The organism is Carboxylicivirga taeanensis (genome assembly GCF_051851475.1).
Lineage (GTDB): Bacteria > Bacteroidota > Bacteroidia > Bacteroidales > Marinilabiliaceae > Carboxylicivirga > Carboxylicivirga taeanensis.
The window spans coordinates 376,793-402,498 of sequence record NZ_JBPUSJ010000001.1 but is presented as its reverse complement, the minus strand read 5'-3'; the positions used below and the strand labels follow the sequence as shown (position 1 = coordinate 402,498).

The 25,706-nt window shown below is 42.6% G+C and carries 24 protein-coding genes; 12 read left to right on the top strand and 12 right to left on the bottom strand.

Annotation, left to right across the window (positions count from 1 at the left end; genetic code table 11):
- Nucleotides 1-39 precede the first annotated feature (39 nt).
- The gene (locus tag ACSX1H_RS01790; protein ID WP_439181829.1) at nt 40-888 is read right to left on the bottom strand and encodes a LytR/AlgR family response regulator transcription factor; all 849 of its coding nucleotides are present in this window, start codon (nt 886-888) and stop codon (nt 40-42) included.
- A 240-nt stretch (nt 889-1,128) separates the two neighbouring features.
- Here ACSX1H_RS01790 and ACSX1H_RS01785 point away from each other — a divergent pair, with 240 nt between their 5' ends.
- Nucleotides 1,129-2,265 carry a DUF6051 family protein gene (locus ACSX1H_RS01785; RefSeq protein WP_439181827.1) on the top strand — a complete coding sequence of 379 codons (1,137 nt, stop codon included), beginning with the start codon at nt 1,129-1,131 and terminating at the stop codon, nt 2,263-2,265.
- 90 nt (nt 2,266-2,355) lie between these two features.
- Here the strand turns inward: ACSX1H_RS01785 and ACSX1H_RS01780 are convergent, their stop codons facing one another.
- Nucleotides 2,356-4,377 (bottom strand): transketolase family protein, encoded by a 2,022-nt coding sequence (locus ACSX1H_RS01780; protein WP_439181826.1) that lies wholly within the window; start codon nt 4,375-4,377, stop codon nt 2,356-2,358.
- Between the two features lie 309 nt (nt 4,378-4,686).
- On the opposite strand from ACSX1H_RS01780, the gene ACSX1H_RS01775 reads away from it, so the two are divergent.
- Nucleotides 4,687-5,820 carry a 4-phosphoerythronate dehydrogenase gene (locus ACSX1H_RS01775; protein ID WP_439181825.1) on the top strand — a complete coding sequence of 378 codons (1,134 nt, stop codon included), beginning with the start codon at nt 4,687-4,689 and terminating at the stop codon, nt 5,818-5,820.
- A gap of 139 nt (nt 5,821-5,959) precedes the next feature.
- On the opposite strand, the gene ACSX1H_RS01770 is transcribed toward ACSX1H_RS01775, so the two are convergent.
- Nucleotides 5,960-7,306: a cyclic 2,3-diphosphoglycerate synthase gene (locus ACSX1H_RS01770; protein WP_439181823.1), complete on the bottom strand. Its 1,347-nt coding sequence runs from the start codon at nt 7,304-7,306 to the stop codon at nt 5,960-5,962.
- A gap of 170 nt (nt 7,307-7,476) precedes the next feature.
- On the opposite strand from ACSX1H_RS01770, the gene ACSX1H_RS01765 reads away from it, so the two are divergent.
- Entirely contained in the window at nt 7,477-8,076 is a 600-nt protein-coding gene (locus ACSX1H_RS01765) for an acyl carrier protein phosphodiesterase (RefSeq protein WP_439181822.1), read from the top strand.
- Nucleotides 8,077-8,154: 78 nt separating this feature from the next.
- Here the strand turns inward: ACSX1H_RS01765 and prmC are convergent, their stop codons facing one another.
- A complete protein-coding gene (gene prmC, locus ACSX1H_RS01760) occupies nt 8,155-9,003 on the bottom strand; it encodes a peptide chain release factor N(5)-glutamine methyltransferase (protein WP_439181821.1) in 849 nt (282 codons plus the stop codon).
- Nucleotides 9,004-9,039: 36 nt separating this feature from the next.
- On the opposite strand from prmC, the gene ribD reads away from it, so the two are divergent.
- Both ribD and cls read left to right on the top strand, forming a co-directional pair.
- Nucleotides 9,040-10,095 (top strand): bifunctional diaminohydroxyphosphoribosylaminopyrimidine deaminase/5-amino-6-(5-phosphoribosylamino)uracil reductase RibD, encoded by a 1,056-nt coding sequence (gene ribD / locus ACSX1H_RS01755; protein ID WP_439181820.1) that lies wholly within the window; start codon nt 9,040-9,042, stop codon nt 10,093-10,095.
- A 31-nt stretch (nt 10,096-10,126) separates the two neighbouring features.
- Complete coding sequence (gene cls, locus ACSX1H_RS01750; RefSeq protein ID WP_439181819.1) at nt 10,127-11,590, top strand: cardiolipin synthase; 1,464 nt, start codon at nt 10,127-10,129, stop codon at nt 11,588-11,590.
- Nucleotides 11,591-11,612: 22 nt separating this feature from the next.
- Here cls and ACSX1H_RS01745 read toward each other — a convergent pair whose 3' ends face one another.
- The 3 genes from ACSX1H_RS01745 to ACSX1H_RS01735 all read right to left on the bottom strand — a co-directional run bounded on the left by ACSX1H_RS01745 (nt 11,613) and on the right by ACSX1H_RS01735 (nt 15,637).
- Nucleotides 11,613-12,386: an SDR family oxidoreductase gene (locus tag ACSX1H_RS01745; protein WP_439181818.1), complete on the bottom strand. Its 774-nt coding sequence runs from the start codon at nt 12,384-12,386 to the stop codon at nt 11,613-11,615.
- A 223-nt stretch (nt 12,387-12,609) separates the two neighbouring features.
- The gene (locus ACSX1H_RS01740) at nt 12,610-14,889 is read right to left on the bottom strand and encodes a patatin-like phospholipase family protein (protein ID WP_439181817.1); all 2,280 of its coding nucleotides are present in this window, start codon (nt 14,887-14,889) and stop codon (nt 12,610-12,612) included.
- Nucleotides 14,890-14,899: 10 nt separating this feature from the next.
- Nucleotides 14,900-15,637, bottom strand: coding sequence for a TylF/MycF/NovP-related O-methyltransferase (locus tag ACSX1H_RS01735; RefSeq protein WP_439181816.1), 738 nt, complete (start codon nt 15,635-15,637; stop codon nt 14,900-14,902).
- 268 nt (nt 15,638-15,905) lie between these two features.
- Here ACSX1H_RS01735 and ACSX1H_RS01730 point away from each other — a divergent pair, with 268 nt between their 5' ends.
- Entirely contained in the window at nt 15,906-16,868 is a 963-nt protein-coding gene (locus ACSX1H_RS01730) for an isoaspartyl peptidase/L-asparaginase family protein (protein ID WP_439181815.1), read from the top strand.
- A gap of 63 nt (nt 16,869-16,931) precedes the next feature.
- Here the strand turns inward: ACSX1H_RS01730 and lysA are convergent, their stop codons facing one another.
- Nucleotides 16,932-18,086, bottom strand: coding sequence for a diaminopimelate decarboxylase (gene lysA, locus ACSX1H_RS01725; protein ID WP_439181813.1), 1,155 nt, complete (start codon nt 18,084-18,086; stop codon nt 16,932-16,934).
- A gap of 7 nt (nt 18,087-18,093) precedes the next feature.
- Nucleotides 18,094-19,407: an aspartate kinase gene (locus ACSX1H_RS01720; protein ID WP_439181812.1), complete on the bottom strand. Its 1,314-nt coding sequence runs from the start codon at nt 19,405-19,407 to the stop codon at nt 18,094-18,096.
- Between the two features lie 270 nt (nt 19,408-19,677).
- Between ACSX1H_RS01720 and yihA the strand changes: the two genes are divergently transcribed.
- From yihA to ACSX1H_RS01690, 6 genes are all read left to right on the top strand, one after another.
- The gene (gene yihA / locus ACSX1H_RS01715; protein WP_439181811.1) at nt 19,678-20,274 is read left to right on the top strand and encodes a ribosome biogenesis GTP-binding protein YihA/YsxC; all 597 of its coding nucleotides are present in this window, start codon (nt 19,678-19,680) and stop codon (nt 20,272-20,274) included.
- A 140-nt stretch (nt 20,275-20,414) separates the two neighbouring features.
- Entirely contained in the window at nt 20,415-21,353 is a 939-nt protein-coding gene (locus ACSX1H_RS01710; protein WP_439181810.1) for a ribose-phosphate pyrophosphokinase, read from the top strand.
- Between the two features lie 94 nt (nt 21,354-21,447).
- Nucleotides 21,448-22,026 (top strand): 50S ribosomal protein L25/general stress protein Ctc, encoded by a 579-nt coding sequence (locus ACSX1H_RS01705; protein WP_439181809.1) that lies wholly within the window; start codon nt 21,448-21,450, stop codon nt 22,024-22,026.
- Nucleotides 22,027-22,173: 147 nt separating this feature from the next.
- Nucleotides 22,174-22,737, top strand: a complete 564-nt coding sequence (gene pth / locus ACSX1H_RS01700; protein WP_439181807.1) for an aminoacyl-tRNA hydrolase — start codon at nt 22,174-22,176, stop codon at nt 22,735-22,737.
- 30 nt (nt 22,738-22,767) lie between these two features.
- A complete protein-coding gene (locus tag ACSX1H_RS01695; RefSeq protein ID WP_439181806.1) occupies nt 22,768-23,160 on the top strand; it encodes an RNA-binding S4 domain-containing protein in 393 nt (130 codons plus the stop codon).
- Nucleotides 23,161-23,170: 10 nt separating this feature from the next.
- A complete protein-coding gene (locus tag ACSX1H_RS01690; protein WP_439181804.1) occupies nt 23,171-23,713 on the top strand; it encodes a DUF4924 family protein in 543 nt (180 codons plus the stop codon).
- Here ACSX1H_RS01690 and ACSX1H_RS01685 read toward each other — a convergent pair.
- From ACSX1H_RS01685 to ACSX1H_RS01675, 3 genes are all read right to left on the bottom strand, one after another.
- Nucleotides 23,710-24,066, bottom strand: a complete 357-nt coding sequence (locus ACSX1H_RS01685) for a thiol-disulfide oxidoreductase DCC family protein (RefSeq protein WP_439181803.1) — start codon at nt 24,064-24,066, stop codon at nt 23,710-23,712. The genes ACSX1H_RS01690 and ACSX1H_RS01685 overlap by 4 nt on opposite strands.
- Before the next feature lie 10 nt (nt 24,067-24,076).
- Nucleotides 24,077-24,259, bottom strand: coding sequence for a hypothetical protein (locus ACSX1H_RS01680; protein ID WP_439181802.1), 183 nt, complete (start codon nt 24,257-24,259; stop codon nt 24,077-24,079).
- 145 nt (nt 24,260-24,404) lie between these two features.
- The gene (locus ACSX1H_RS01675; RefSeq protein ID WP_439181801.1) at nt 24,405-25,703 is read right to left on the bottom strand and encodes an OmpA family protein; all 1,299 of its coding nucleotides are present in this window, start codon (nt 25,701-25,703) and stop codon (nt 24,405-24,407) included.
- Nucleotides 25,704-25,706: the final 3 nt, after the last annotated feature.

The window sequence follows — 25,706 nt, the reverse complement described above, 5'->3', positions numbered from 1 at the left end:
TTGCAACATTGTTGCAATAAATATCGGACTTAATGGTCTTTAATGGCTTTGACCAAACAGCTGAAACACAACTTCGGTATACGTTTTTGAAACCGGAACTTCTATAAGTGGTTGTGTATTAAGTTTAATTCGTAAGCCTTCTTTTGAGCGCTCAATAATTTTTACTTTCTGAAAGTTGACCATAAATGAGCGGTGGCAGCGAATAATTTCAAAAGGTTTGAGAGTCGATTCGAGGCGTTTTAAGGTGTTTCGTAGTAAAAACTTCTCTTGTTTTTGATGATTTGAATAGTAGATGGTGACGTAATTATCAGCTCCCTGAAGGTATAATAAGTCTTCCACCTTAATAGTGATGCGCATAATTCCCTTTTCATCCTTAAACGCGATCATTCCTTTAGGTTCTACCTTCTCAAAAGTGCCTTCCTCTATGGCTTCCAGCTTTTCTTTGTTATCTATCCAGGCAAAGTAAAGCCATGTAACTGTATAGGGGATTAGCAGGACAAGCGCTGTATTCTGAATGGAAATTTTTATCACCTCATCAACCGCTCTGGGGTCGTGAAGTATGAGTACCTCATAGAGCGTATAAAAGAGCGACATACTAATAATCTCCATGGCAATCCATAGCAAATAGCGTCCTATCGAAATAGTTTTTCCTTTTTTGGTCGATTGGTACATGATAATGCGGCTGATCACCACCACTAAAACACCTGTTAGGATAACCAGGCTGGAATAGAACAGCAGTTCTAGTTTAGAAATGTTAAACCAGGTAGTGACGCCAAAAGGGGCATAGATGTTAATAAAAACCAAAGCAAAAGCCGCAGTGAAAAGAATAAGTCGAACAATATTTTTCTTCTTGACTAGATAAGCGGGTATATTTTGACTTAAATCCATGGTCTTAAAGATGCGTTAAAAACTTTGAACATCTACAAAAATGCTATGTATTTGGCATTTTTTAATTAAAAAGCGATCAAAATTTCACCCCACTATATAAAATTTCACCCCTAAATAGGCACATTAAGCCCGCGATAGCGGTGAAAATCACATTAAATTGGAAAATTTTCGATTCTTGCCTTGGTTTGTAATCGAAGATGCAAAGTTCGCATCTGACATAACAGCAATTAACGAAACTCCATGAATTATTTTTTTCTATATCAAACTCTGAAAGCACAATTTTCACCGGAAGCAGCCACACACTCTTCCGGTGATGGTGCTTTGGGTTTTCATACATACGAGTTTCACTCTGCGTCATCAGTCTCTTATTTGCCACAGGCCTCATCGCCGTTCGATATTGAATTGGGCGTTGATAGTGAGAATAGGGACTTTACCTATCCGGTATTTCACCCCAATAAGGGAACGACTTCTGATGGTTGTATTATTTTGCTGCATGGACTGAATGAGCGAACCTGGGATAAATATTTGCCTTGGGGCTATCAGTTGGCCAATTATACCGGTAAAACTGTGATTTTATTTCCGATTGCGTATCACATGAATCGGTCACCCAAAGACTGGTGTGATCCTCGAAAGATGCGGTCATTCGTAAAGGAGCGTCAACATAACCTGCCGAATGTTCATGAACTGAGTGTTGCCAATGTGGCTTTAAGTGATCGTTTAACTAATCATCCCGAACGCTTTTTTTTGTCGGGCTATCAGGCCGCCAATGATTTGCTGGATTTGGTTGCATATATCCGGAGTGGGCAGCATAATTTAGTGCATGCAGATGCACAAATTGATTTTTTTGCCTATTCCATCGGGTCGTTTCTGTCCCAGATAATGTTTTTGGCACACGGTAACGATATACTGGCAAACAGTAAGTTGTTTATTTTTTGTGGGGGTAGTGTTTTTGACGGATGGCAAGGAGCGTCAAAGTACATAATGGATAGCACTGCGTTTGAAACATTGCGCGAGTTCTATGTTAGTAAAGAACAGTTCAATCAGAGTGAAATTCAACAGATTATCGAACACTCGCCTTTGGGCCAGTCGTTTGTAGACATGCTGTCGATGAAAAATTTGCGAAAGCGCGGAGAAGGCTATGTCACCACATTGAAAGATAGAGTTGTGACGGTGGTGTTGAAAAACGATAAAGTGGCTGTTGCCGATAAAGTAAAGAATACCTTAAAAGGAACGTGCGTTGAAGAGTGGGATTTTAATTTTTCCTATTCGCATATTCGGCCATTTCCTTTACTTACTAATACAAATAAATTGGTTAATCAGGTTAATCAAGCTTTTGACAGACTGATGTTACGAGCTGCTCTGCTTTTTACAACATAAATGAGAATGATGAATTATTAACCTGAAAAAAAGGGCGATGTGTTAAACGTAACCATCGCCCTTTTTTGGTATTATTTCTTGGTTGCTTTATTAGCCAAGCATTTCAGTTACTTGTTTAAACACGTTTTCGCCGGTGAAACCAAATTTTTCATCCAGCACCGTGTAAGGAGCTGAGTAACCAAAGTGATCAAGACCCCATACTGTTCCGTTAAGACCAACTAAACCTTCCAGGGTAACAGGTAATCCTGCTGTCATTCCAAAGCGTGGAGCATCAGCTGGCAATACTTCAGCCTGATAGGCTTTATCCTGATTACGGAATAAGCCTTCTGAAATCACAGAAACAACATTCACTTTTAAGCCTTTTTGCTCACGCAACAATTTCGCGCCTTCCACCAAAGTACCAACTTCAGAACCAGAAGCCAGCAGCACTACGTCTGGAGTATCGGCATCTTTCTCAACAATGTAGGCTCCTTTTTCGGCCTGCTGAGCTTTGTTGTAATCACTTTCAGGCAGGTTAGGAATATTCTGACGAGAAAGGATCAGGGCCGTTGGTGTTTTTGTGTTCTCCATCGCCATTTTCCAGGCCACTGTTGTTTCGTTCACATCAGCCGGACGAAGAACCAGCATCCCGTTGTTTCCGTCATGGTTCTTCAGTTTCTCCAATAAGCGAATCTGAGCTTCCTGTTCGATTGGCTGGTGAGTTGGTCCGTCTTCTCCTACGCGGAAGGCATCGTGTGTCCAAACATATTTAACTGGCAACTGCATTAAGGCAGCCATACGAGCGGTTGGCTTCATGTAATCAGAGAATACAAAGAATGTACCGCACACAGGTATAACACCACCGTGCAGTGCCATACCATTGGCAATGGCACCCATGGTTAGTTCCGCTACACCAATCTGAAGGAAAGCTCCTGAGAAATCACCTTTTTTGAAGACGGTTGTTTTCTTCAGGAAACCATCTGTTTTATCTGAGTTAGCCAGGTCGGCCGACATGACGATCATGTTTTCAACCTGCTCGGCAAATACGCCCAGCACTGTTGATGAAGCACCACGGGTGGCAGCGCCTGCTTTTTGCTCTATAGCAGCATAATCAATGTTGGTTTCACCTGAGATGAATTGTGCCAGTTTGGCTGCCAACTCCGGATTTGCTTTTTCCCATTCTGCCTGCTCTGCCTTTTTATTAGCCACGTATGCAGCTTTCTTACTATTGACTTCAGCGTACAGTTTTTCAACTTCTGCAAAAATTTGGAATGGGTTTTCAGTATCAGCTCCCAGGTTTTTCAAGGTATCGTCAAATGAAGCTCCTGCTGCACTTAGTGGCTGACCATGGGTTGAAACCTGTTTTTCAAAAGATTCACCACTAGCTGTAACTGCACCTTTACCCATAATGGTTTTACCAATAATCAGGAATGGTTTTTCGGTTTCTGCGCTAGCTGCATCCAGTGCTTTACGAATCTGGTCATGGTCATTACCATCAATAGTCATGGTTGCCCATCCCCAGGCTTCGTATTTTTTTGCTGTGTCTTCAATCGTTACATCATCAGTAACCGTTGATAGCTGTATGTCGTTTGAATCATAGAACATTACAAGATTACCAAGTCCCAGGTGTCCGGCAATACGGCCTGCACCCTGCGAAATTTCCTCCTGAATACCACCATCAGAAATGAAGGTATAAATATTGTGGCTCATCCATTCGCCAAAGCGGGCAGCTAAGAAGCGTTCGGCAATAGCGGCGCCAACAGCCATCACATGGCCTTGACCCAGTGGGCCTGATGTATTTTCAACTCCTCTGGCAAAGTCCACCTCTGGGTGACCAGGTGTTGCGCTTCCCCATTGACGGAAATTAGCAAGATCTTCCATGCTGTATGTGCCTGTCAATGCCAATCCGGCATATAGCATTGGTGACATGTGTCCCGGATCGAGGAAGAAACGGTCGCGGTTAAACCAGGTGCGATCGGCCGGGTCATAATTCAAATACTCCGATAACAATACATGCATAAAATCCGCCCCACCCATTGCTCCGCCGGGGTGGCCTGATTTTGCCTTCTCAACCATTGCGGCTGATAAAATCCGAATGTTGTCGGCTGCTAGCTTTGAAATGTTCTTATCCATTACGTTTTTATAATTTTAAGATTTCATACAGGCATGGTTGCTGCATGGAACTTGTTGGGCAGCCTGTTAAATGTGGCTACTAAACTTGGTAATTTACATGGTAAATACTCAACAGTAGAACTGTCTGTAAACTTGGCGCAAAAATACATATTTTTCCGAACCTTATAAATTTTAATGCATATGACTTTTGTTGCTTTTGTCTGATTAGCTAATAATTATGCTGTTGTTAACTGTTTTGTATTGGGGTAAGTTATTCGTTTAGAATAGAAGCTTATTGTTATTTTTGCATAAAGAACATAGACTAAAGTGATGCTGAAAATTGTAGCAGATAATAAAATTCCATTTCTAAAGGGAGTGCTCGAGCCTTTTGCAAAGGTTGAATACCTGCCTGGGGCAGAGATTACTAATGAGGTGTTGATAGATGCCGATGCCCTCATAACCCGAACCCGTACAAAATGTAATTCGGCCAGTTTAGCAGGGACGCGCGTTAAACTGATTACTTCTGCTACCATTGGGTTTGATCATATTGATACTGCCTGGTGCGATAAGCATGCTATTAAATGGACCAACGCACCGGGGTGTAATTCCGAGTCGGTGAAACAATATATTGCTGCCGTACTGGCATTGTTGGTTCGCGATAAAAAGTGGAATTTAGCTGGTAAATCTATTGCTGTGGTTGGTGTAGGTAATGTGGGACGGAAAGTTAGCGCGATGGCAAAGGTGTTGGGTATGAAAGTTTATGAAGTCGATCCGCCACGTGCGCGCCTTGAGAAGGATAAAACATTTTATGCGCTTGAGGAGGTGATTGGGAAAGTTGATGTTGTAACCTTTCACACGCCATTGACCCGTGACTCAAAGGATGCCACCTACCATTTATGCAATGCCGAACTGCTTTTATGCATGAAACCGGACGCCGTAGTTATTAACTCATCACGCGGAGAAGTAGTGGATGGAAGCGCCCTGAAAGTTGCGCTTAAAGAGGGGAGAATAGGAGATGCAGTGTTGGATGTATGGGAGAATGAGCCGCATATAGATCATGAGCTGCTCGAAACAGTATGGATAGCAACACCTCATATCGCTGGCTATTCGCAGGATGGAAAAGCTAAAGGCACCCAAATGAGTGTGCAGGCCATCAGCCGCTTTTTTAACTTGGGAATTGATAATTGGGAGCCACATAATATTCCACAGCCCGCTGTACCTAATGTGACTATCGATTGCACGGGAAAAGCCGATGAGGCGGTTATTGCTGAGGCCATTTTGCATACCTACGCCCTTTTAAAAGATGATGCTGATCTGAGAACTAACTTGGCGCAGTTTGAAGTGTTGCGCGGTGCTTATCCGGTGCGTCGGGAGTTTCAGGCCTATCAGGTGGAGTTAATCAATGGCCGTCCGCATGTGAAAGAAAAGTTACTGGCATTGGGATTTAAGGAGGTGGTCGGCTAAAACGCTCTCGTTCCTTTGTTTTTGTGAGGAAGCAGAGTCCAGTCTTTTCAAGGGTTCATCGACATGAAACGATTGTTGATAAGCAGAAAAAAAGGGCGGTAGTACCTTTTTGTACCACCGCCCCAGATAAATCCAGATGCTAAACCCTACTCATTTGAAGGTTTTGACTGACTACGAACTCTTTTAGAGTGTCGCATAATGTTGGTTGACCTATTTCCTGAAGGTCGTAATAAACTCTGGTATTTGGTTTGGTAATTTTTACGATTCGATTCAGGTCGATAGGTGTACCAATAATAACGGCATCGCACGGAACATTGTCAATAGTGGCTTGTAAATCCTTAACTTGCTCATCGCCATATCCCATGGCTGGGAGCAACATTCCAATATTCGGATAAATGCGGTATGTTTCTGCCAGTTTGCCAACGGCATATTCGCGCGGGTCTACGATTTCTGCAGCACCAAATTTTTTGGCAGCTACGGTGCCTGCACCAATTTTCATTTCGCCATGGGTAAGGGTGGGACCATCTTCAATTACCAACACACGTTTCCCTTTAATCACCTTTCTGTCATCCACCCGAATGGGTGAAGCCCCATCAATAACCGTGGCAGCCGGATTGACCAAATCGATGTTAGCTCGCAATTGGTTGATGTCTTCGGGAGCTGCGCTGTCCATCTTGTTGATAACAATAATGTCAGCCATGCGCAGGTTTACTTCGCCAGGGTAGTAATTCAGTTCGTGGTTAACACGGTGTGGATCAACTACAGTAATTAATAGATCGGGCTTGTAAAATGAAAAGTCATTATTACCTCCATCCCAAAGGATAACATCGCATCCGTCCGGATCGTTTTCAGCAGCTTCTAAAATAGCCTGATAATCAACGCCGGCATAAATAACGTTGCCACGTACCACATGCGGTTCGTATTCTTCCATTTCTTCGATTGTGCATTTATGGTAGGCAAGGTCTTCGACAGTGGCAAAGCGCTGTACTTTTTGCTTCACCAAATCGCCATATGGCATGGGGTGTCGAATGGCCACCACCTTAAGTCCTTGCTTCATTAACAGCTCAATCACTTTGCGTGACGTCTGGCTTTTTCCACAGCCTGTGCGGGTGGCGCATACAGCAATTACCGGTTTAGTGCTTTTTATCTGGGTATCGTTGGGGCCCAACAGCATAAACGAAGCGCCGGCCGCATTAACCCTTGCAGAAAGGTTCATAACGCGGCTATAAGGAACATCGCTGTATGAAAAAATACATACATCAGCTTCCTTTTCAAGGATGAGCTTTTCCAAATCATCTTCGCCAAAAATAGGAATGCCTTCTGGGTAAAGGTTCCCCGCCAATTCTGCCGGGTATTTACGGCCGTCAATATCTGGTATTTGAGCAGCTGTAAAAGCCACCACGTGGTAGTCACGGTTATTTCTGAAAAAGGTGTTGAAATTGTGAAAATCTCTTCCGGCGGCACCGATAATAATAGCTTTTTGCATATTTCTGTTGCTTTGGTTAGTGAAAAATAATGGTGTTTAGGTCTCAGTATGTGAGATACTATAAATGTACCGGAAGGAAAATTAAATGGCTAGTGAGCTAAACATGTTAAGCAACACAGCGTTGATGTTGAAATTGTGTTACTATTGATGTATTTTTATATGTTTGTCTCATGAATTTTCTGGCACATTTATACCTCTCAGGCGATGAACCTCATGTTCAAATCGGAAACTTTATTGGCGACCACGTTAAGGGACGCGATTATGAAAAGTACCCGCCGCTTATCAAGAAAGGTATCTTGCTTCACCGGCAAATTGATTACTTCACAGATACACACCCTGTTGTTAAAAAGAGCTCACAGCGGCTCAGTGAACGATATGGACGCTATGCCGGCATCATTACCGATGTTTTTTACGATCATTTTCTGGGAGTCAATTGGTCACAATACAGTACGTTACCCTTGGGTAAATATGTGACCAGTGTGCATAGAGTATTATTACGTAATTACTTTACATTGCCAGGAGCCGTTAAGCGTTTTTTGCCGTTTATGGTCAAAAGCCGTCGTCTGGAAGGATATGCCACTAAAGAAGGCATAAGAAGGAGCCTGCAAATTATGGCCAACTACTCTTCTTTGCCAGAGGAGACCGATTGGGCAATGCAGCAGATGGACAAGCACTATTTGGCTTTTAATGATGAGTTTAAAGTTTTTTTTGAAGATGTGAGGCAAATGGCAGCCAATGAGCTTGCTTTACCAGATCATGAAGGAGAATAGTAAGCCTGCCAGTTTTGTGGTTGAATACCTTGCAACAGATAGTCCTTTTAAACATGGCGGCAACACTCATCTTTACTGCTACAGGCGGGCTCTCATCATTCTTTCTTTTCCATTGATATCCTGTCGGCACTCAATATTGGAGTAGCCTAAATTTGATAGCAGATCTTTCATTTCATCGGCCAGGTATTCATTAATTTCAAAGTATAAAGAGCCACCGGGGTTTAAAATGGTTAAGGCGAGTTGAGCAATTGTTCGGTAGAAAATTAGCGGGTCGCTATCAGAAACGAAAAGAGCCCTTGCTGGCTCATGGTCGAGCACGTTGCTGGCCATCATTGTTTTTTCCTGTTCGCGCACGTAGGGAGGGTTGCTTACAATACAATCAAATGCTGCATTTACAGGGCTGTAATTGAGCACATCTATTTGTTCAAAAGTAACTGGGAGGCAGTGGTTTTTGGCATTCTGCCCTGCTGTTTGGAGCGCCTCAGGCGAAATATCCCAGGCTGTCACGTCGCAAGTGGGTAAATGGGCTTTTAGCGACAGGGCAATGCAGCCACTGCCTGTACCAATATCCAAAAGGCTTTTGGGTGCTCCCTCTTCTTTCAGAATCCAATCTACGAGCTCTTCAGTTTCAGGCCGTGGGATAAGAACAGACGAATTGACCTCCAGCCTTAAACCGTAAAATTCGGTGTTGCCAATGATGTACTGAATGGGCGTGTGTGTCTTCAGCAGGTCGATAAAAGATTCTAATTTTTTTAGCTGTTCCGGCTTTAGAAACTCATTGTTCATCAATAGTAACTGTGTATTATCGATGTCGAGCACATGTTGTAGCAAAAGTTTGCCAAACTGTTTTATCTCATAGTCCGGATAGCTGCCCTTTAGCTCAGACAGCAGCCTGGCCGAAAATTGTTGAATCGTTGTCCCACTCATTTTTTGTATCTTGAACGGCAAAATTACTAAACTCAGATGAATCAACTGTCACAAGAGGAAAAATACATGCAGCGCTGTTTGCAGTTGGCAAAAATGGCGGAGGGAAATACCTATCCTAATCCGATGGTGGGAAGCGTGATTGTGTATAACGGAAAAATCATAGGCGAAGGGTATCATCGTAAGGCAGGAGAGCCACATGCGGAAGTTAATGCGGTAAACTCTGTTAAAGACAAATCGCTGCTCAGGCATTCTACCCTGTATGTGAACCTGGAACCATGCGCTCACTATGGCAAAACGCCGCCGTGTTCCAAACTCATTATCGATAATGAAATTCCTTCCGTTGTTATTGGGTGTATTGATTCTTTTTCTGAAGTGGCCGGCAAAGGCGTTGAAATGATGCGACGTGCCGGTGTTGAAGTAAAGGTAGGGGTGCTTGAGGACGAAAGTCTGGAATTAAACCGGCGCTTTTTCACCTTTCATAATAAACAACGGCCGTACATCATTCTGAAATGGGCCGAAACCCTGGACGGCTTTATCGACATTGATCGGACGGATGAACAATTGGGGCGTCCAACCTGGATAACCAATGAGTGGGCCCGGCGCGCTGTTCATAAGCAGAGGGCTTCAGAGCAAGCCATCCTGATAGGAACACATACAGCTCTTAAAGATAATCCCTCATTAACCTTGCGCGATTGGGCAGGTGAGCAACCCTTGCGTTGTGTAATTGATAAACGCTGTCAGTTAGATGGCTCCAAACAGCTGTTAGATGGCGAAAGCCCTACTGTTGTTTATAATTTACTGCGAGATAGTCGGACTCCTAACCTGGAGTATGTTAAGCTTTCTAACGAGGGCGATTTTATTGATCAAATTTTAAAGGATTTGTGGCAGAGGAATATTCAGTCGTTGATTGTGGAGGGGGGCAGCACTACGCTCAGTACCTTTATTGAAACTAGTTTATGGGACGAGGCTTATCGGTATATTGGGCATGTCTTTTTCAAATCGGGCGTTAAAGCTCCGCCTTTGAATGCAAAAATCAGTAATCAGGAAAAATTTGGCTCCAGCGAGCTCTTGGTGTATCGTAATAATTTGTAAATTTCACTTCGACATAATCTAACCTTGGCCTATGGATTTTATCGAAAGTATACCTCCCTTTGTGATTAACATAGTTAAAGCAGCTTATGTGCTGGCTATGTTGATGATCGTGTTTTTAGTAATGCTCGAAAACAGAAGTCCGCTGAAAACGATTCCCTGGATATTGGTGCTCTTGTTTGTCCCTGTTTTGGGCGTTGTTTTCTTTGTTTTCTTCGGTCAAAATTTGCGGAAGGAAAAAATTATCCGTCGTAAAGGGCTGAAAAATCATGATCTTGTAAGTGAAATGGCGTATTCACAAAGTCATAAGCTGGCTGATGGCGAAATGGATGATTTACCCTGCCTGGATAGGCATAAAAAGCTGATACAGCTGTTTCTTAATAACTCTTCATCCATATTAACACTGGGCAACCAGGTGGATATCCTGAATAACGGTGAAGCTACCTTTAGCGCCATCATTGAGGCGCTGAAAGCTGCCCGGCACAGCATTCACTTACAGTATTATATTTTCGATGAGGATGAAATTGGGAATCGTATCCTGAGTATTTTAAAAGAAAAGGCTAGTCAGGGAGTTCAAGTGCGCATGATTGTTGATGATGTGGGTAGCTGGGAGCTGAAGCGCTCTTTTTTTACACAGATGAAGAAATGTGGGATTGAAGTCTATAGTTTTCTCACGGTTCGGTTTCCGTCTCTAACCTCTAAGGTCAATTATCGTAACCACCGCAAAATTGTTGTGGTTGATGGGGAGATTGGTTTTGTGGGGGGGCTCAATGTTGCCGATCGCTATATAAAAGGCGACCCGGCCTATGGTATTTGGCGCGACATGCATTTGCGTATTACCGGTGACGCTGTTAATGCCTTGCAGTTTGTGTTTTTTATTGATTGGTACTTTGTGAGCCAGCAAGATATTGCCGATCCTAAATATTTCCCGCATAAGAAACCCGAAGGAGATAAGCTGGTGCAGATTGTCAGCAGTGGCCCCGATTCAGACTGGGCCAGTATTATGATGGGGTACTACCAGGCCATTGCGTCGGCTCAAAAATATGTCTACATCACCACGCCCTATTTTATGCCGGGCGAAAGCATCCTGATGGCATTAAAAGCATCGGCCATGGGTGGGGTGGATGTCAGGATTATTATCCCTGAAAAGAGCGATGCCTATTTTACAGCTTTATGCACGAAGTCCTACATAAAGGAAATGCTGGCCGCCGGGGTGAAGTTCTATTTTTACCAGCCTGGTTTTTTACATAGCAAAATGATGGTGATTGACGATGAACTGTGCTCCATTGGAACAACCAATATGGATTTCCGGAGTTTTGAACAGAATTTTGAGGTCAATGCCTTTATCTACGACGAGCAAAAAGCCATTGAAGTGAGGGGCTATTTCATGGAAGACCTCGAAAACTCCGTATTGATAGATGCTGAAGAGTGGCACCAACGTCCAAGGTGGCAAAAGGCCAAAGAATCATTTGCTCGCCTGTTCAGCCCATTATTGTAACCTGTTTCGTTGGTGCAGAGAGCTACAAAGTCGATTTAACAGCGCCGCCATCCAAAGTATATACCTGGCCCGTTACAAATTCGGCCATGGGCGAAAGCAGCCAGGCCGCCAGATTACCCAAATAGTAGGGATTGCCCAACTTTTTAGCTGGTATCGCATCAATAAAGGCTGTTTTTGTACTTTCGAAATCGGCTCCACTTGTTTGGCTTTTCTTTTCTATTAACCGATTGATGGCGGGTGTGTTATGGGAGCCCGGGGCAATCAGGTTGAGGTTAATATTGCAACCCCCAATTTCTTGAGCAACAGTTTTCATCATACCAACAACTGCCAGGCGCAGTGATGTGCTCAGTACCAAATTTTCGTATGGTTGTTTGACCGACGAGCTTTCAAGGTATAAGATTCGACCGTAGTTTTGGCTCTTAAAATGGGGCATTAGCTTTTGAGTTAATTCCACCTTCCATCTCAGCAGGTTTCTGTAGGCATCGTCCCAATCCGACAAGCGGGTTTCTTCAAAAAGTTTGGCAGGCGGTCCACCTGCGTTGATCAGGATGCCACTAATCTTGTATTCAGAGGCCAGTGCGGCAGTTTTGTTAATGGTTTCAGGGGTGGTAATATCGCCTTTAACAGCGATGAACTTGCGCTTGTTTTGGTGGCTCATTTTGTCAAGACCTTCCTGTTTACGAGCAATCCCTATTACCCTTGCGCCATCATTCATCAGGGCAGTGGCGGTGGCTTGTCCAAAGCCGCTTGTTGCCCCACACACAATGAATGTTTGATTTTTGATTTCCAGATTCATGGTTAAAAGTTTCCTTTATTGACAATTAAAATGTCCAAAAGGTTTATTTTTTGCAAGCATAGTTTTGTACCTTCAAAACCAGCCTGTGCTTTGGTGCTGCTTTTCCATGCGTTTATAAGAATCTATTTGTGAGTCCTCTCCCCATTAGTTTAAACAGATTTTAGAGTTTGAAGGGTCATTTATACAGTTGCGTGCCAGTCCTTCTGCCTCTAAAGGGGACGCGTTACATAAATGGGAAGCCAATACTAATGTACGCTCTTGCTTTCCAGTCGTTGAGATTAGTGCCAAGTCCAAAGGTAATGGGGCCCAAAAAACTATTGATGGCGATACCGCCCCCAAAGCCCAGAATATGCTCCTTGGGGCTAAGAAAATAGGGTTGCCCGGCAAATGCGCCGTTGCCAAAATTGGGAGCATAAATACCATTCACAACCGCATGGGCATAGAATACTTTAGAGAGGTTAAAGTTGAACTTAATGCTCGCCAGTCCATAGTTTTCTGCTATTCTCTCTCTGTAGTTAAGGCCTACAAAGGCTGCATCTCCAGTACTGATATTATAGGCTGTGCCACCAATGTAGTGCATGTCAAAAAATGGGGCATCGGCTGAAAAAGCAGCCATCGATATGCCGGCTTCTATAAAAGCATTCTTGGAGGTATTAAAGCAGCGGGTATAGCGCAATGAGCCAGCCAGATAATGTTTTTCCGGCACGTTAAGAAATGGGTTTATCAAGGTTTTGGCATCTGTTTGTCCCTTGTACAGCTCATAGGCATTAAAGTTGAGTTTACCGGCCATGTGCAGATGCTGCCCTTTATTCGCAAAGAAGCGCTTGTTAAGGGTGTTGCGGTCGATAATCATTGTGCCATACACAAAACCGTTTCCAAACCGCCTCACTCCCTGATCAAATATTTCAGACAGGCCTGAGGCCTGACTCACTTTTATTTCTTCCCAGGTAAGTTTAGCCGTGACCATGGTTCTTGACTTGTAGGATAGAAACAGGCCGGCACCAGCTTGTTTTTTATAGTAGTTAAGGGTGCCAGTTGTTTTCAGATTAGCCTGATAGATCGGGAGTGTCGTCCGCTCAAAATAGCCATCGCTAACAAAGCCTGTTGACTGCTGTTCCCCCAGATAAGCAATCATTTCGGCGTGTACCCGTGGTTTTTCTGAAATATCGGTGGTTAGTGACAGGCGGCTGTTTTTGAACAACAGGTTTCTGAATGTGAGGTTGGAGATAATGCCAGCTTTTAATTCATTATCATAGTGGATAGAGAATTTGGCCTGAGCCAGATTGGCCTCCTCGGTATCAAAAATAAGCCTGTATTTCGAGGCATCATGCTTCAGGTTGTAGGTGATGCGGTTGTAAAAGCGGGTTCCAATAAGCCTTCTTACGCCATTGTTAATTTCCTGAACACTAACGGTGTCGCCAACATGTATACCGAGTTTGGAATAGAAGTAGTTTTGTGAAACGTGTTTGCGGTTGTTAATTACGATATTACTCACTATAATGTTTTGGGGCGTGAATGCTTTTGGCCTGTGAGCAATCGTTGTATTCTGCGTAGCAATGGAGTCGGCCAGTTTTTTCAATTCAGCAAACTGTTTACGAGCCGCTTGCTCCCCTCTTTCAACTATAAACTTTCCATCAAAAAAGCTCGCGGATGTGTAAGGGGAAAGTTCTGGCGTGATGAGGTAATCAGTGGCTTTCAACGATTCCTCCAAAACGATGTTGCTACCAATCATGGCAGAGGTCATTAGAATGTCTGAAATCCCTTTTAGTTCATCTTTATGAGGTTTATTGCTTGAGCCCACGTTGACACCAATAATGATATCGGCCCCCATTTCTCGGCATAACAGCACCGGGAAATTATCGAGAACACCTCCATCTACCAGGTACATGCTGTCTTTTTCAACAGGTGTAAATACCGATGGAATTGCCATACTGGCGCGCATGGCTTGTGCCAGGTTACCATCTTTAAACACATAGGGTTTACCTTCAATTAGATCAACCGCCACACACCTGAATGGAATGGGCAGTTCATCAAATGTTTCACAACAGGCCACATGCCAGGTGAGCTCCGAGAGCATTTCGGAGATGCGTTGTCCGCGCACCATGCCCGCCGGCAGACTAAGGCCTTCTCTGGACATGTCAAACTCCAGCTGAAAGCGGTTGTAATCGGCTTTTTCTTCAGGAACCACGTCTTTCAGCGGCACTTGATCGCTTAAAACGACTGCCCAATCGATGTTTTTAACAATGGAATCCATCTCGGCAGCTGTGTAGCCCGAGGCATACAAGCCTCCTATGATGCTTCCCATACTGGTACCGGTAATATAATCGGGGCGAATACCGGCTTCTTCCAACACTTTTATAGCGCCGATATGGGCCAGGCCTTTTGCGCCTCCTCCGCTTAAAACGAGGCCAATCTTAGGGCGTTCGGCCTTGGTTTGAGCATTAGTTTTCTGATGATACAAACAAAGCAGGCTAATACTGATGCATAGAATAACTCTGTTCATAACTTCCAATCTAAGTGTTTTTAATCATTACTACCGAGCCATACATATCAGGCAACTCCACAAATCCTTCTGGTATTGTGTGTTCAAATTCATCAACGGCCTTTTTTACTCCTTCCCAATTGTGGTTGTAATCGTGGATGATGATTGCACCTCCTTTATTTAATTTCGGGTAGAAATAGTGAAGCGCATCTATTGTTGATTGATACAGGTCGGCATCAATATGAACCAATGAAAACAGTGGCTCGCTAATACCTTCAGTGGTTTCAGGAAATACTCCTTCTTTAATGTGGAGCTTGCTGTTATTGCCATTGATGTATTTAATAACTTCTTCGGGTGTTGTGTTGTCAAACTTCACTGTTTGAGGACGAACCGTGCCATCGCAATCTTCTTTAATAACCTGTTTGGGCAAGCCGCTGAAGCTGTCAAACAGGTATAAATCTTTTTCGGGCAACATGTGATGAATGAGTTTGGCTGTTTCGCCTTTGTAAACACCTAATTCAGCAATGGCTCCCTCTATATTTTTATCACTGATGCGTTTCAGTTGCAGCCAAAGAGCGTAATAGCGTATTTTGTCCTTAAAGCCCCTTTCCTGTTTACTAACTGCCTTGCTAAGTTGTTTATTCTTTTGTGCATCCAGCCATGTAAATGGTTTAAAGAGTTTATGGGTATAGAAACTCCAATAATAGCTAAGAGCCATTAAAACAACCAGGTTAATAAGGATGAGGTTAAGAAACTGTATTAATGTCATGTGCAAAGTGTATATACTTGGTGTATTACAAATATAGTTCAATTTTAGGGCAAATAGGTGGCTTTAGGATAAAATGGAAATAATCGTTAATGAAGCGGGGCATCCACTCCATTAAATAGTTCACTCATTTTATTACTTTTATCCTAAACATAAAATGCATCCAGGATTTAGGGTTGAGAGAGGGTGCTTTTAAGGCAAAACTGTATGAAGCACTGATGTCATCATACGTAATTGAGGATGTTGTTCTGCTAATTATAAAACTAATTCAATGAAATTTCTATTTCTTTTTATTGTTGTAATGGGATGTTTGGCTTGCCAATCGCCTAAGCCCGTTCAAAAGGATTGGGCAATTGCCTTGCATGGTGGAGCCGGAAACATGGACAGTACAAAATTTAGTGCCGCCGATGTGCAACGCTATCAAGATGGTTTAAATGCAGCTCTTCAGTTGGGGAAACAGGCTTTGGCGGCTGGTCAATCCGCTGTTGATGTGGTGGAGTTGGTGGTGAAGGAGTTGGAAGATAATCCTCTTTTTAATGCTGGCAAGGGGTCGGTGTTTACAAACAATGGGCGTAATGAGCTGGATGCTGCAATTATGGATGGGCATAACCTCAATGCGGGTGCCGTTGCTGGCGTTGGTGATATTCGTAACCCGGTTAGCGCAGCCAGGCAAGTAATGGAGCAATCGCCGCATGTATTACTGATAGGCAAAGGTGCTTCACTTTTTGCAGCACAGCAAGGTGTTGAAATGGTTGACAGCTCCTATTTTTTTACTGAAAAGCGCTGGCAACTGTTGCAGCGAGCCCTGCAAAAGGCTGGAAAGAACGGGACAGTGGGGTGTGTGGCACTTGATCAATCGGGCAATCTGGCGGCAGCCACATCAACAGGTGGTATGAATAACAAGCGCTACGGTCGTGTTGGAGATGTGCCGGTGATTGGTGCGGGAACCTATGCCAATAATCAAACCTGTGCTGTATCGGCCACTGGTCATGGTGAGTATTTTATTCGTTACACTGTTGCCCACGATATCTCAGCACTTATTGAATATAAGCGCTTGTCATTGGAAGAGGCCGCACAGACGGTTATCAACGGAAAGTTGAGCAATACTGCTGGTAATGGTGGAGTAATTGCTGTGGATAAATATGGTAATATCGTTCTGGAGATGAATGCTTCCGGCATGTTTAGAGGCTGGGCCGATTCAGAAGGAGCAGAGGGCGTCGCTATTTTTAGATAGTCAATAAATACTAGTGTTGAGGAAGGATTGACATTCAATCCTTCCTCAATTCATTTATATGGCTTAAAGATTATCTGAGTAGTAGGCTTTTGGCAATTCGCGCAAATTATAACGGTTGGCCATTATTTCACCATAGGCACCTGTTGAGCGGATAGCAATTAAATCGCCCCTGCCAGTCTCTGGTAAATCAACCGATTTTCCAAAGCAATCACTCGATTCACATATGGGACCCACAACATCATATTTTTCCTCACTCTTTGTTGAGCTCAGGTTCTCAATTTTATGATAGGCCTGGTACAAGGCCGGACGAATTAAATCGCTCATTCCGGCATCTACTATCGCAAACTTGGTATTCACGCCGTTTTTAACGTACAATACTTTTGTAAGTAAGGCTCCACACTGTGCAACGACGGAACGTCCTAGTTCGAAATGTAACTCCTGATTTGGCTGTAATTCAATGAGTTCGTCAAATAGTTTAAAAAAGCTCTTAAAGTCAGGGATTGAGTTGGCGTCAGGCTGCTCGTAATCAATACCTAGGCCACCACCAACATTAACCACTTTGGGGCAAATATGGTGACTGATAAACCACTTTTGAAGCTCGTTTACCCGGATGCAGAGTTCTTTAAACGATAAGAGGTCGGTAATTTGAGAGCCAATGTGAAAGTGTATTCCTTCGAGCTCGACATTCTTGAGGCGGGCCAATACGTCAATGACATTTTCTAAGTCCCATTGATTAATGCCGAACTTATTTTCCTCTAAACCGGTAGTTATATAGTGGTGTGTATTGGCATTTACGTTGGGGTTAATGCGCAGTGCTACTTTGGCAACCTTGCCTTTTAACCCGGCCAGTTCGTCAATGATTTCCAATTCAGGGATCGATTCAACGTTAAAACATGCAATGTCATTATCTAATCCCAAATTGATTTCCCAATCAGCTTTTCCAACGCCGGCAAAAACAACCCCACTTGGTTCAAAGCCTGTTTCAAGGGCTTTTTTCACCTCATTGCCACTAACGCAATCAGCCCCCAAACCTGCCTGGCAGATTGTTTGTAAAATGCGATCGTTGGCGTTGGCCTTTACGGCATAATGCACTTTAAATCCATACTGCCCGGCTTCACGTTGTATGCTTTCTAATGTTGCATTCAACAGCTCCATGTCATAATAATAAAATGGAGTCTGAATTTGATTCAATGCATCAACAGGAAAGTTAAAATTCATCTGTTCCCTAGTTAAATAGTTTATCACTTAATAGATTTAAAGCTTTCTTTTTGTCGTTGGCGCTTATAAGCAACGATAAGTTGTAATTGCTTCCACCATAAGATATCATTCGGATAGGAATGTCCTTTACAGCATCAAAAATAGTATTTGCATAGCCTTTGTTATCAGCAACTAAGTCTCCTACAACGCAAACAATCACCTGATCATGATCCACCTCGACTGTTCCGTATTTTTTTAGATCATTCACAATTTCATCAAGATGTGAATTATCGTCGATGGTGACCGAAACTCCCACTTCGGAGGTTGTAATCATATCAATTGGCGTTTTATAGCTTTCAAATATCTCGAATACCTTACGCAAGAAACCATAGGCTAATAGCATTCGGCCCGACTTAATTTTAATGGCTGTAATGCCATCTTTTGCAGCCACAGCAGCCATTCGCTCCTTGTGTTGTTTCGAAGAGATAAGCGTGCCTGCGGCTTTTGGTTCCATGGTGTTTAATAAACGCACGGGGATGTTGGCCAGCTTGGCAGGAAGTACGCTGGTTGGGTGCAATATTTTAGCCCCAAAATAAGCCAACTCGGCTGCCTCATCGAAAGATAATTCCGACAAGCTTTGGGTGTTTTCGACATAGCGTGGATCGTTGTTATGCATGCCATCAATATCGGTCCATATCTGGATTTCATCGGCGCCAATGGCTGCACCAATTAGTGAGGCCGAATAGTCGCTGCCACCTCGTTGCAGGTTATCTATTTCGCCAAATGCATTTCGACAGATATAGCCTTGCGTGATGTAGGTTGCATGGTCTCCCTGCTCTTCGATGCACCTTTTCAGATGAGTTTGAATGTGCTCACTGTCTGGCTCATTGTTTTTATCAATGCGCATAAAATCAAGGGCAGGCAGTAAGGCCGATTGTTTGCCCTGCTCTTGTAAGTAGAAGTGAAACAGAGCTGTTGATATGAGTTCGCCTTGCGCTAAAATAGCTTTTTCCTCAAAGACGGTGAACATATCAATGGTAAATGATCTAATAAATTCGAAATGGGATTTTATTAACTCATGGCCTCTGGTTTTATAGTCCTCGCTGCTAAATAACTCATCGACCTCTTTTTCATACTTTGCTTCGAGGCTGGTGATTATCTCATTGGCACCATCATGGTTTTTTTCATACAGCTGGGTGGTGATTTCAACCAGGCTATTAGTGGTGCCTGCCATGGCCGATAACACTACTATTTTTTGCTGATTATCATGTATCAGATTAGCTACTTCTTTAATGCGCTCTGCCGTGCCAACTGATGTTCCTCCGAATTTAAGTACTCTCATTTCTTAATCGATAAAATCCACAATAACTTCTATGCTGCAAAATTATAAGTTTTATTACCAAGAAATGCTACTATTTGAAAGAAATACTGCTGGCTGAATTTTGATTATTAACAAATTACAGAAGGTTGAGATAAAAATAACAAAAAGTTAAAAAAATAACAACAAATATTATTTTCATGATTTTTGTTAATTATTTGCATTATAGAAACAAATTGTGCGTTTTTATTTTGGCTAAATTGCACCTACCTTTGCTGCAAATCTGTAGATATCATGCAAATTCTTTCCGCTCAGTTTCATAAAAGTAGCGCAAAGGCTAACCAATGTCCCAAAGAAGACCGGCCTGAATACGCATTCATCGGACGTTCAAACGTTGGAAAGTCGTCGCTAATTAATTCGCTATGTAATCGAAAATCCTTGGCTAAAACATCATCTACGCCAGGTAAAACCCAATTAATCAATCATTTTGATATTGACGGCAAGTGGTTTCTTGTAGATTTACCTGGTTTTGGTTACGCCAAAGTATCTAAAACGATCCGTGCTACTTTTGGGCCGCTTATAACCGACTATATTTCGAGCCGCAAAAACCTGATGTGCCTGTTTGTTCTGGTTGATTCACGTATTCCGATGCAGGAAATTGACTTGGTGTTTATGAATTCTATGGTAGACAATGGTGTTCCTATTGCTATCGTGTTTACGAAAACCGATAAACTCAATAAAACAGAATACAATACCAATATGGAAAAGTACAAAGCTCAACTTTTGGAATATTGGGAAGAGTTGCCCCCTGTTTTTTATACCTCTTCAAAAAATAAGGAAGGCACTGGCGAGTTGCTAAACTTTATTGAGGAATTAAATGCGAAATGGTAAGCTATTGATAGATAGTTAATTGTTTCTAAAATTGAAAATTATACTTTTTTATGATGCTGGGTCATGTCAAGAAAATATGAATTGATTACCTTTGCATCCACAAAGCAATTATTGAAATAATCTGATAAACATCAATTTAAATGCCACCGAAAGCTCCTATTAAGATATTTGCGGGAACGAGTACCAAGTATCTTGCTGAAAAAATTAGTCTTTGCTCCGGTAGAGAATTAGGAAGTGTTAACTGCTTGAAATTCAGCGATGGTGAATTTACAACTATGTATGAAGAGACCGTTAGAGGATCTCACCTGTTTGTAGCACAGTCAACTTTCCCTCCTTCAGATAACCTGATGGAGTTACTAATGATGATTGACGCAGCCAAGCGTGCATCGGCCTACAAAATTGTAGCCGTTATGCCTTATTTTGGCTTTGCCCGTCAGGATCGCAAAGATCAGCCGCGTGTAGCGATTGGTGCCAAGCTGGTGGCCGATATGTTGCAGGCTGCAGGCGTTGATCGCGTCATAACAATGGACCTGCATGCCGATCAAATTCAGGGTTTCTTTAATATTCCTGTTGATCACTTGTATGCCTCATCCATTTTTGTTCCGCATATTAAGCACATGAACCTGGATAACCTGGTTATTGCTTCTCCTGATGTGGGTGGAACCAAACGTGCCAATACCTATGCCAAGTTTCTGGAAACACCAATGGTAATTTGTCACAAGCAGCGTTCGAAGGCGAATGTAGTTGATGAAATGCGTATTATTGGAGATGTAGCCGATAAGAATGTGATCATTGTTGATGACATGGTTGATACGGCTGGTACGCTGACGAAAGCGGCAGATATGATGCTCGAAGCCGGAGCAAGGAGTGTGCGTGCCTTTACTACACATGCCGTTCTTTCTGGTCCTGCTTACGAACGGATTGAAAATTCTGGCCTGACTGAATTATATGTGACCGATTCAATTCCTTTGAAGCAGAATTGCGACAAAATTAAGGTCTTGTCAGTCGCTCAACTTTTTGCCGATACTATTGAAAAAGTATATAATTATCAGTCGATAAGCAATCAGTTTTTAATCTAAAGTATTATCTTTGCAGCCGCTTTTAAAGCAAGCGTGTGATGGGAAATTTAACCTCACATGGTTATAATTTTGAGTAGCACTTAAAAAAAGAATTATGCAAACAATTGAAATTAAAGGTACTGTACGTACCGAGTTAGGTAAGAAGTCGACCAAAGGCCTACGTGCTCAAGGACAGGTTCCATGTGTGATTTACGGAGGCGAACAAAACGTTCATTTCACAGCGTCTGAGGCTGAGTTCCGTAAAATTATTTATACACCTAACGTATACATTATCAACGTAAACGTTGACGGAACTGTTTATCCTACCATTCTTCAGGATACACAATTTCACCCAGTGAAAGAGCAAATGTTGCATGCTGATTTTCTTTTAGTTAAAGAAGACAAGCCTGTAGTAATTGAAATCCCGGTTAAGCTGGAAGGTCTTGCAGAAGGTGTTAAGGCTGGTGGTAAACTGCAGCTTGAAAAGCGTAAGCTGAAAGTAAAAGCTTTAGCTAAACACTTACCAGATACTTTGAATATTAACATTGAAAGCCTGGGTCTTGGTAAGACTATTCAGGTGGGTCACTTAGCGTATGATAACTTGGAGCTATTGAATGCTAAGAATGCTGTTGTGGTTGCTGTACGTCTTACACGTGCTGCCCGTGCCGCTGCTCAGCAAGCTTCACAAGGTTAATTATAAACGACATTATAGAAAACCTCCATATTTGCGTATGGAGGTTTTTTGTATTTTAGCCGTCATAGTTTTGAGATTTAATTGCATAGTATGTTCGGGCTGTTGAATTTATTTTCGAAAAAAGAAAAAGATATTACTCCTTCAGACATGAAGTATCTGATCGTTGGTTTAGGAAATATTGGTGAGGAATATGAACAAACTCGCCATAATGTTGGTTTCGAGGTGCTTGATGCCATTGCAAAAAGTAATAATGTTAAGTTTGAAGAAGCCCGTTATGGGGCCGTGGCCACCTATAAGTTTAAGGCGCGAAATATGTTATTGCTAAAGCCAAATACTTACGTTAATTTGAGTGGAAAGGCCATTAATTATTGGATGCAGAAGGAAAAAATTCCTCTCTCCAACCTTTTGGTGGTGGTCGACGATTTAGCTTTACCTTTTGGTACGCTCCGGCTAAAAGCAAAAGGAGGTGATGCAGGCCATAATGGACTAAAAAGTATCCAAAGCACCTTGGGTACGGCCAGCTACTCCCGTTTGCGCTTTGGTATTGGCAATGAGTTTTCCAAAGGAAGGCAAGTAGACTTTGTTCTTGGGCGATGGAGCGATGAGGAATGGTCTGCCTTACTGGAGCGGGTAAAGGTGGCTGAAGATATTGTAAATGCCTTTGCAACAGTGGGGGCCGCACAGGCAATGAGTCAGTTTAATAATAAATAAGGCAGTGGTGCATAAAAAAGATGATTAGCAATGAGTGATTCGGGAGTACGTATCGATAAATACTTATGGGCGGTGCGATTGTTTAAAACAAGAAGTCTCGCTACTGAAGCTTGTAAAAAAGGAAGGGTTTCCATAAACAATATGCCTGTTAAGTCATCACGAATGATCAAAATGGGTGATGAAATAGACATTCGGGTGCCGCCAATTACTCGTCGATTCAAGGTGCTTGATACGTCTGAAAAACGTATGGGAGCCAAGCTTACTCCTGATTTTATAAAAGATATTACCCCTCCTGAGCAGCTAGAAATGTTGGAACTGGCTAGGTTGGCCAGTAATGCCAACCGGGCTAGAGGCCTTGGTCGTCCAACTAAAAAAGATCGGCGGGACCTGGAAAAGCTTCAGGATGGAGATTGGGATTTTTAAAAGATAGATTATGATTATCGCACAGCAAAAAAAGAAAGAGAATATTATTGAGTATATTCTGTATATGTGGCAGGTAGAGGATTTAATTCGTGCCAATAAGCTTGATATGTCCCTCATTGACAAACACATCATAACTGGCTATAAGCAAGACGAAAATCTAACACTTGAAATCCGCGAATGGTGGGCTAATCTAACAGAAATGATGCGTCTTGAAAACAAGGTAGAAAAGGGACATTTACAGATTACAATCAATACCGTGAATGATGTTAATCGATTGCATAATCAGCTGTTAAAGGCCCCTAATGAGGTTGCCTATCAGCATTTGTACAATAGCATGGCTGCATCTATTCAGGAGTTTGATAATAAATCGGGAAATAGTTTAAGTAACGACATCGAAATTTGCCTGACTGCTATTTATAGCGCGTTTCTTTTAAAACTTAAGCAGCAACAAGTATCGGAACAAACCAGCCAGGCTATCAAAAATTTTAGTAGGCTATTGAGTTTGTTGGCAAAAAAATACAACGAGGAGCAGGCTGGTAAATTGGAGCTTTAAGGCAGCGGACACGAAGTGGTGCCAAACCAATGGTAGCGGTTATTTGCAAACCAATAGTATAACTTCTGTAGCAGTGATTTTGGTATAAGTTTAAGAAGTAGTGCCGGCACGAGGAAAACACCGCCCATGAAAGTCAATAGTTGGATTAACGCATTTCCCGCCTGATACACTTCTGTTTGGTAGACAATTGTGAGCTCTTCCGGTGGGTCATTGCTGATGAGTTGATAGGGGATTAAATGCATTTTTTTATTCGCACCGAACTGGCTGAGCCATCTAATTAACGCAAAACAGAAGTTGCATTGCCCATCAAAATAGGCAATAGGTAACTGTCTGTTAGTAGATGTGGTTGTCATTTCTCCTCAATTACTTCTCTGGTTCGGGAGAGGCGTTGCTATCAGTTTCTAACTCGTTGTCTGCGTATTCAGAAGGATTGGATATTTGTTGATTCGTATTTGTATACGGAACAAAGCCCTTTTTCTTAAACACATCAAAGATAAAATCCTTATCGCTAACTCCCTTACACCATAACCGGTTCATGTTTTTCATAAGCTACTGTTAAAGAGTTAATAAACGTTTGTTCTTTTGTAAAAGACTAATAGACGACTGCCTTTTTCTTTTACGAGCATGCTTTTGGCTGCAATGTGCAACACTTAGCTAAAACATAAACAGGACAAAGCCAATAAAGGTTCAATCAGGGGGTGGAAACAACAATGTCGGCTCGGCGGTTAATCATTTGTAAAACGCTGTTTTTGCTTTGTTCAGGCATCAGCTCGTCGTCATCGCCTTTAGGGTGCAAATTAAAGCGCTCTTCGTTTATTCCCAAATCATCAACAAAAAAGGATAATACCTGTTGGCACCTTTGTGCACTAATTTCCAGATTTTCAGCTTTATTGTCCTTGCTGTTGTTATAGGCGTAGATATCGACTGTGCTATTGGGGTTTTTGGCCATGTAAAGGCCAATGGTGGCCAGCTCTACCTGATCTTTAGTGGTCAGCTGTTTGTGTGGAGAATCAAAATACACCGATACCATATTTATGCTTCCATAGATGCGTTGCGCATGGTGCTTGATGGTTATACTATCGACCGTAAGTATTCTTTCAGACTCTAGTTGTCTTAATTCTTCCTCAAGAAGTGCCACTTCATCAGCCAGAGGATCTTTTCGGGGTTTGTCAAACACGTTAAAACCATATCCACGATGTGTCCAGCGTGAATGGCGTTTGTCTTTTTTACCTATTTTATATGCCAGATGGATGTTCGTATACCAGTACTTATCGTTATCAGCGCCGGTTAATACATTATCCAGTTTATCCTCTAATGACCATCGTATCGAAGTTTCGAGGCCAATGTCAAAGCTTCGGTTAATACGGTATTGCACGCCGGCACTCAGAGGTACAACCAATTCGTTGACACGGTTCGTTTTTTTATATGGATCATCTTTGTCATATCCCAGCACCAGGTAACCGCCATCTGCATTCTCTGAGGCCCAGTCGCGATAATGAACCACATTATCATTGGCTGTATAATGAACCCGGGTACGATAAGATGTGACGCCTACTCCTAATTTCATGAAGAGATTCCATCGGTCGCGCATTGGTCCGGGATAGGCAAACCATTGGTTGATATAGGTAATGGCATTTATTGAGTAATCCGTCAGGTTCCCTGCACTGTAGAATTCCTCATTACCTGAACGAAAGTCGCCGTTAAACAGCTGAAGATCGATGGCCCAGGCCGGATGAAGCTGTTTCGAAACTTTCAGCATGGGTGCGAACTTCCAGTGTTTATCCGGGAATACCGCATAGGAGGTCAGGTCGTTTTGCATAATCAGGGGCCCATAGCCAAAAGCAATTGACCAGGTGTTAAATGATTTGTCCCTTGAGTAACGCATGTGTTCTTCCAGCTGCCTGTCATCAGTCGAAAATTGGGCCTGAGTAACAGTCGCTTTGCCAAATAGCATGCCTAGTATAATTGATATATAAATCAGCCTTTCCATATT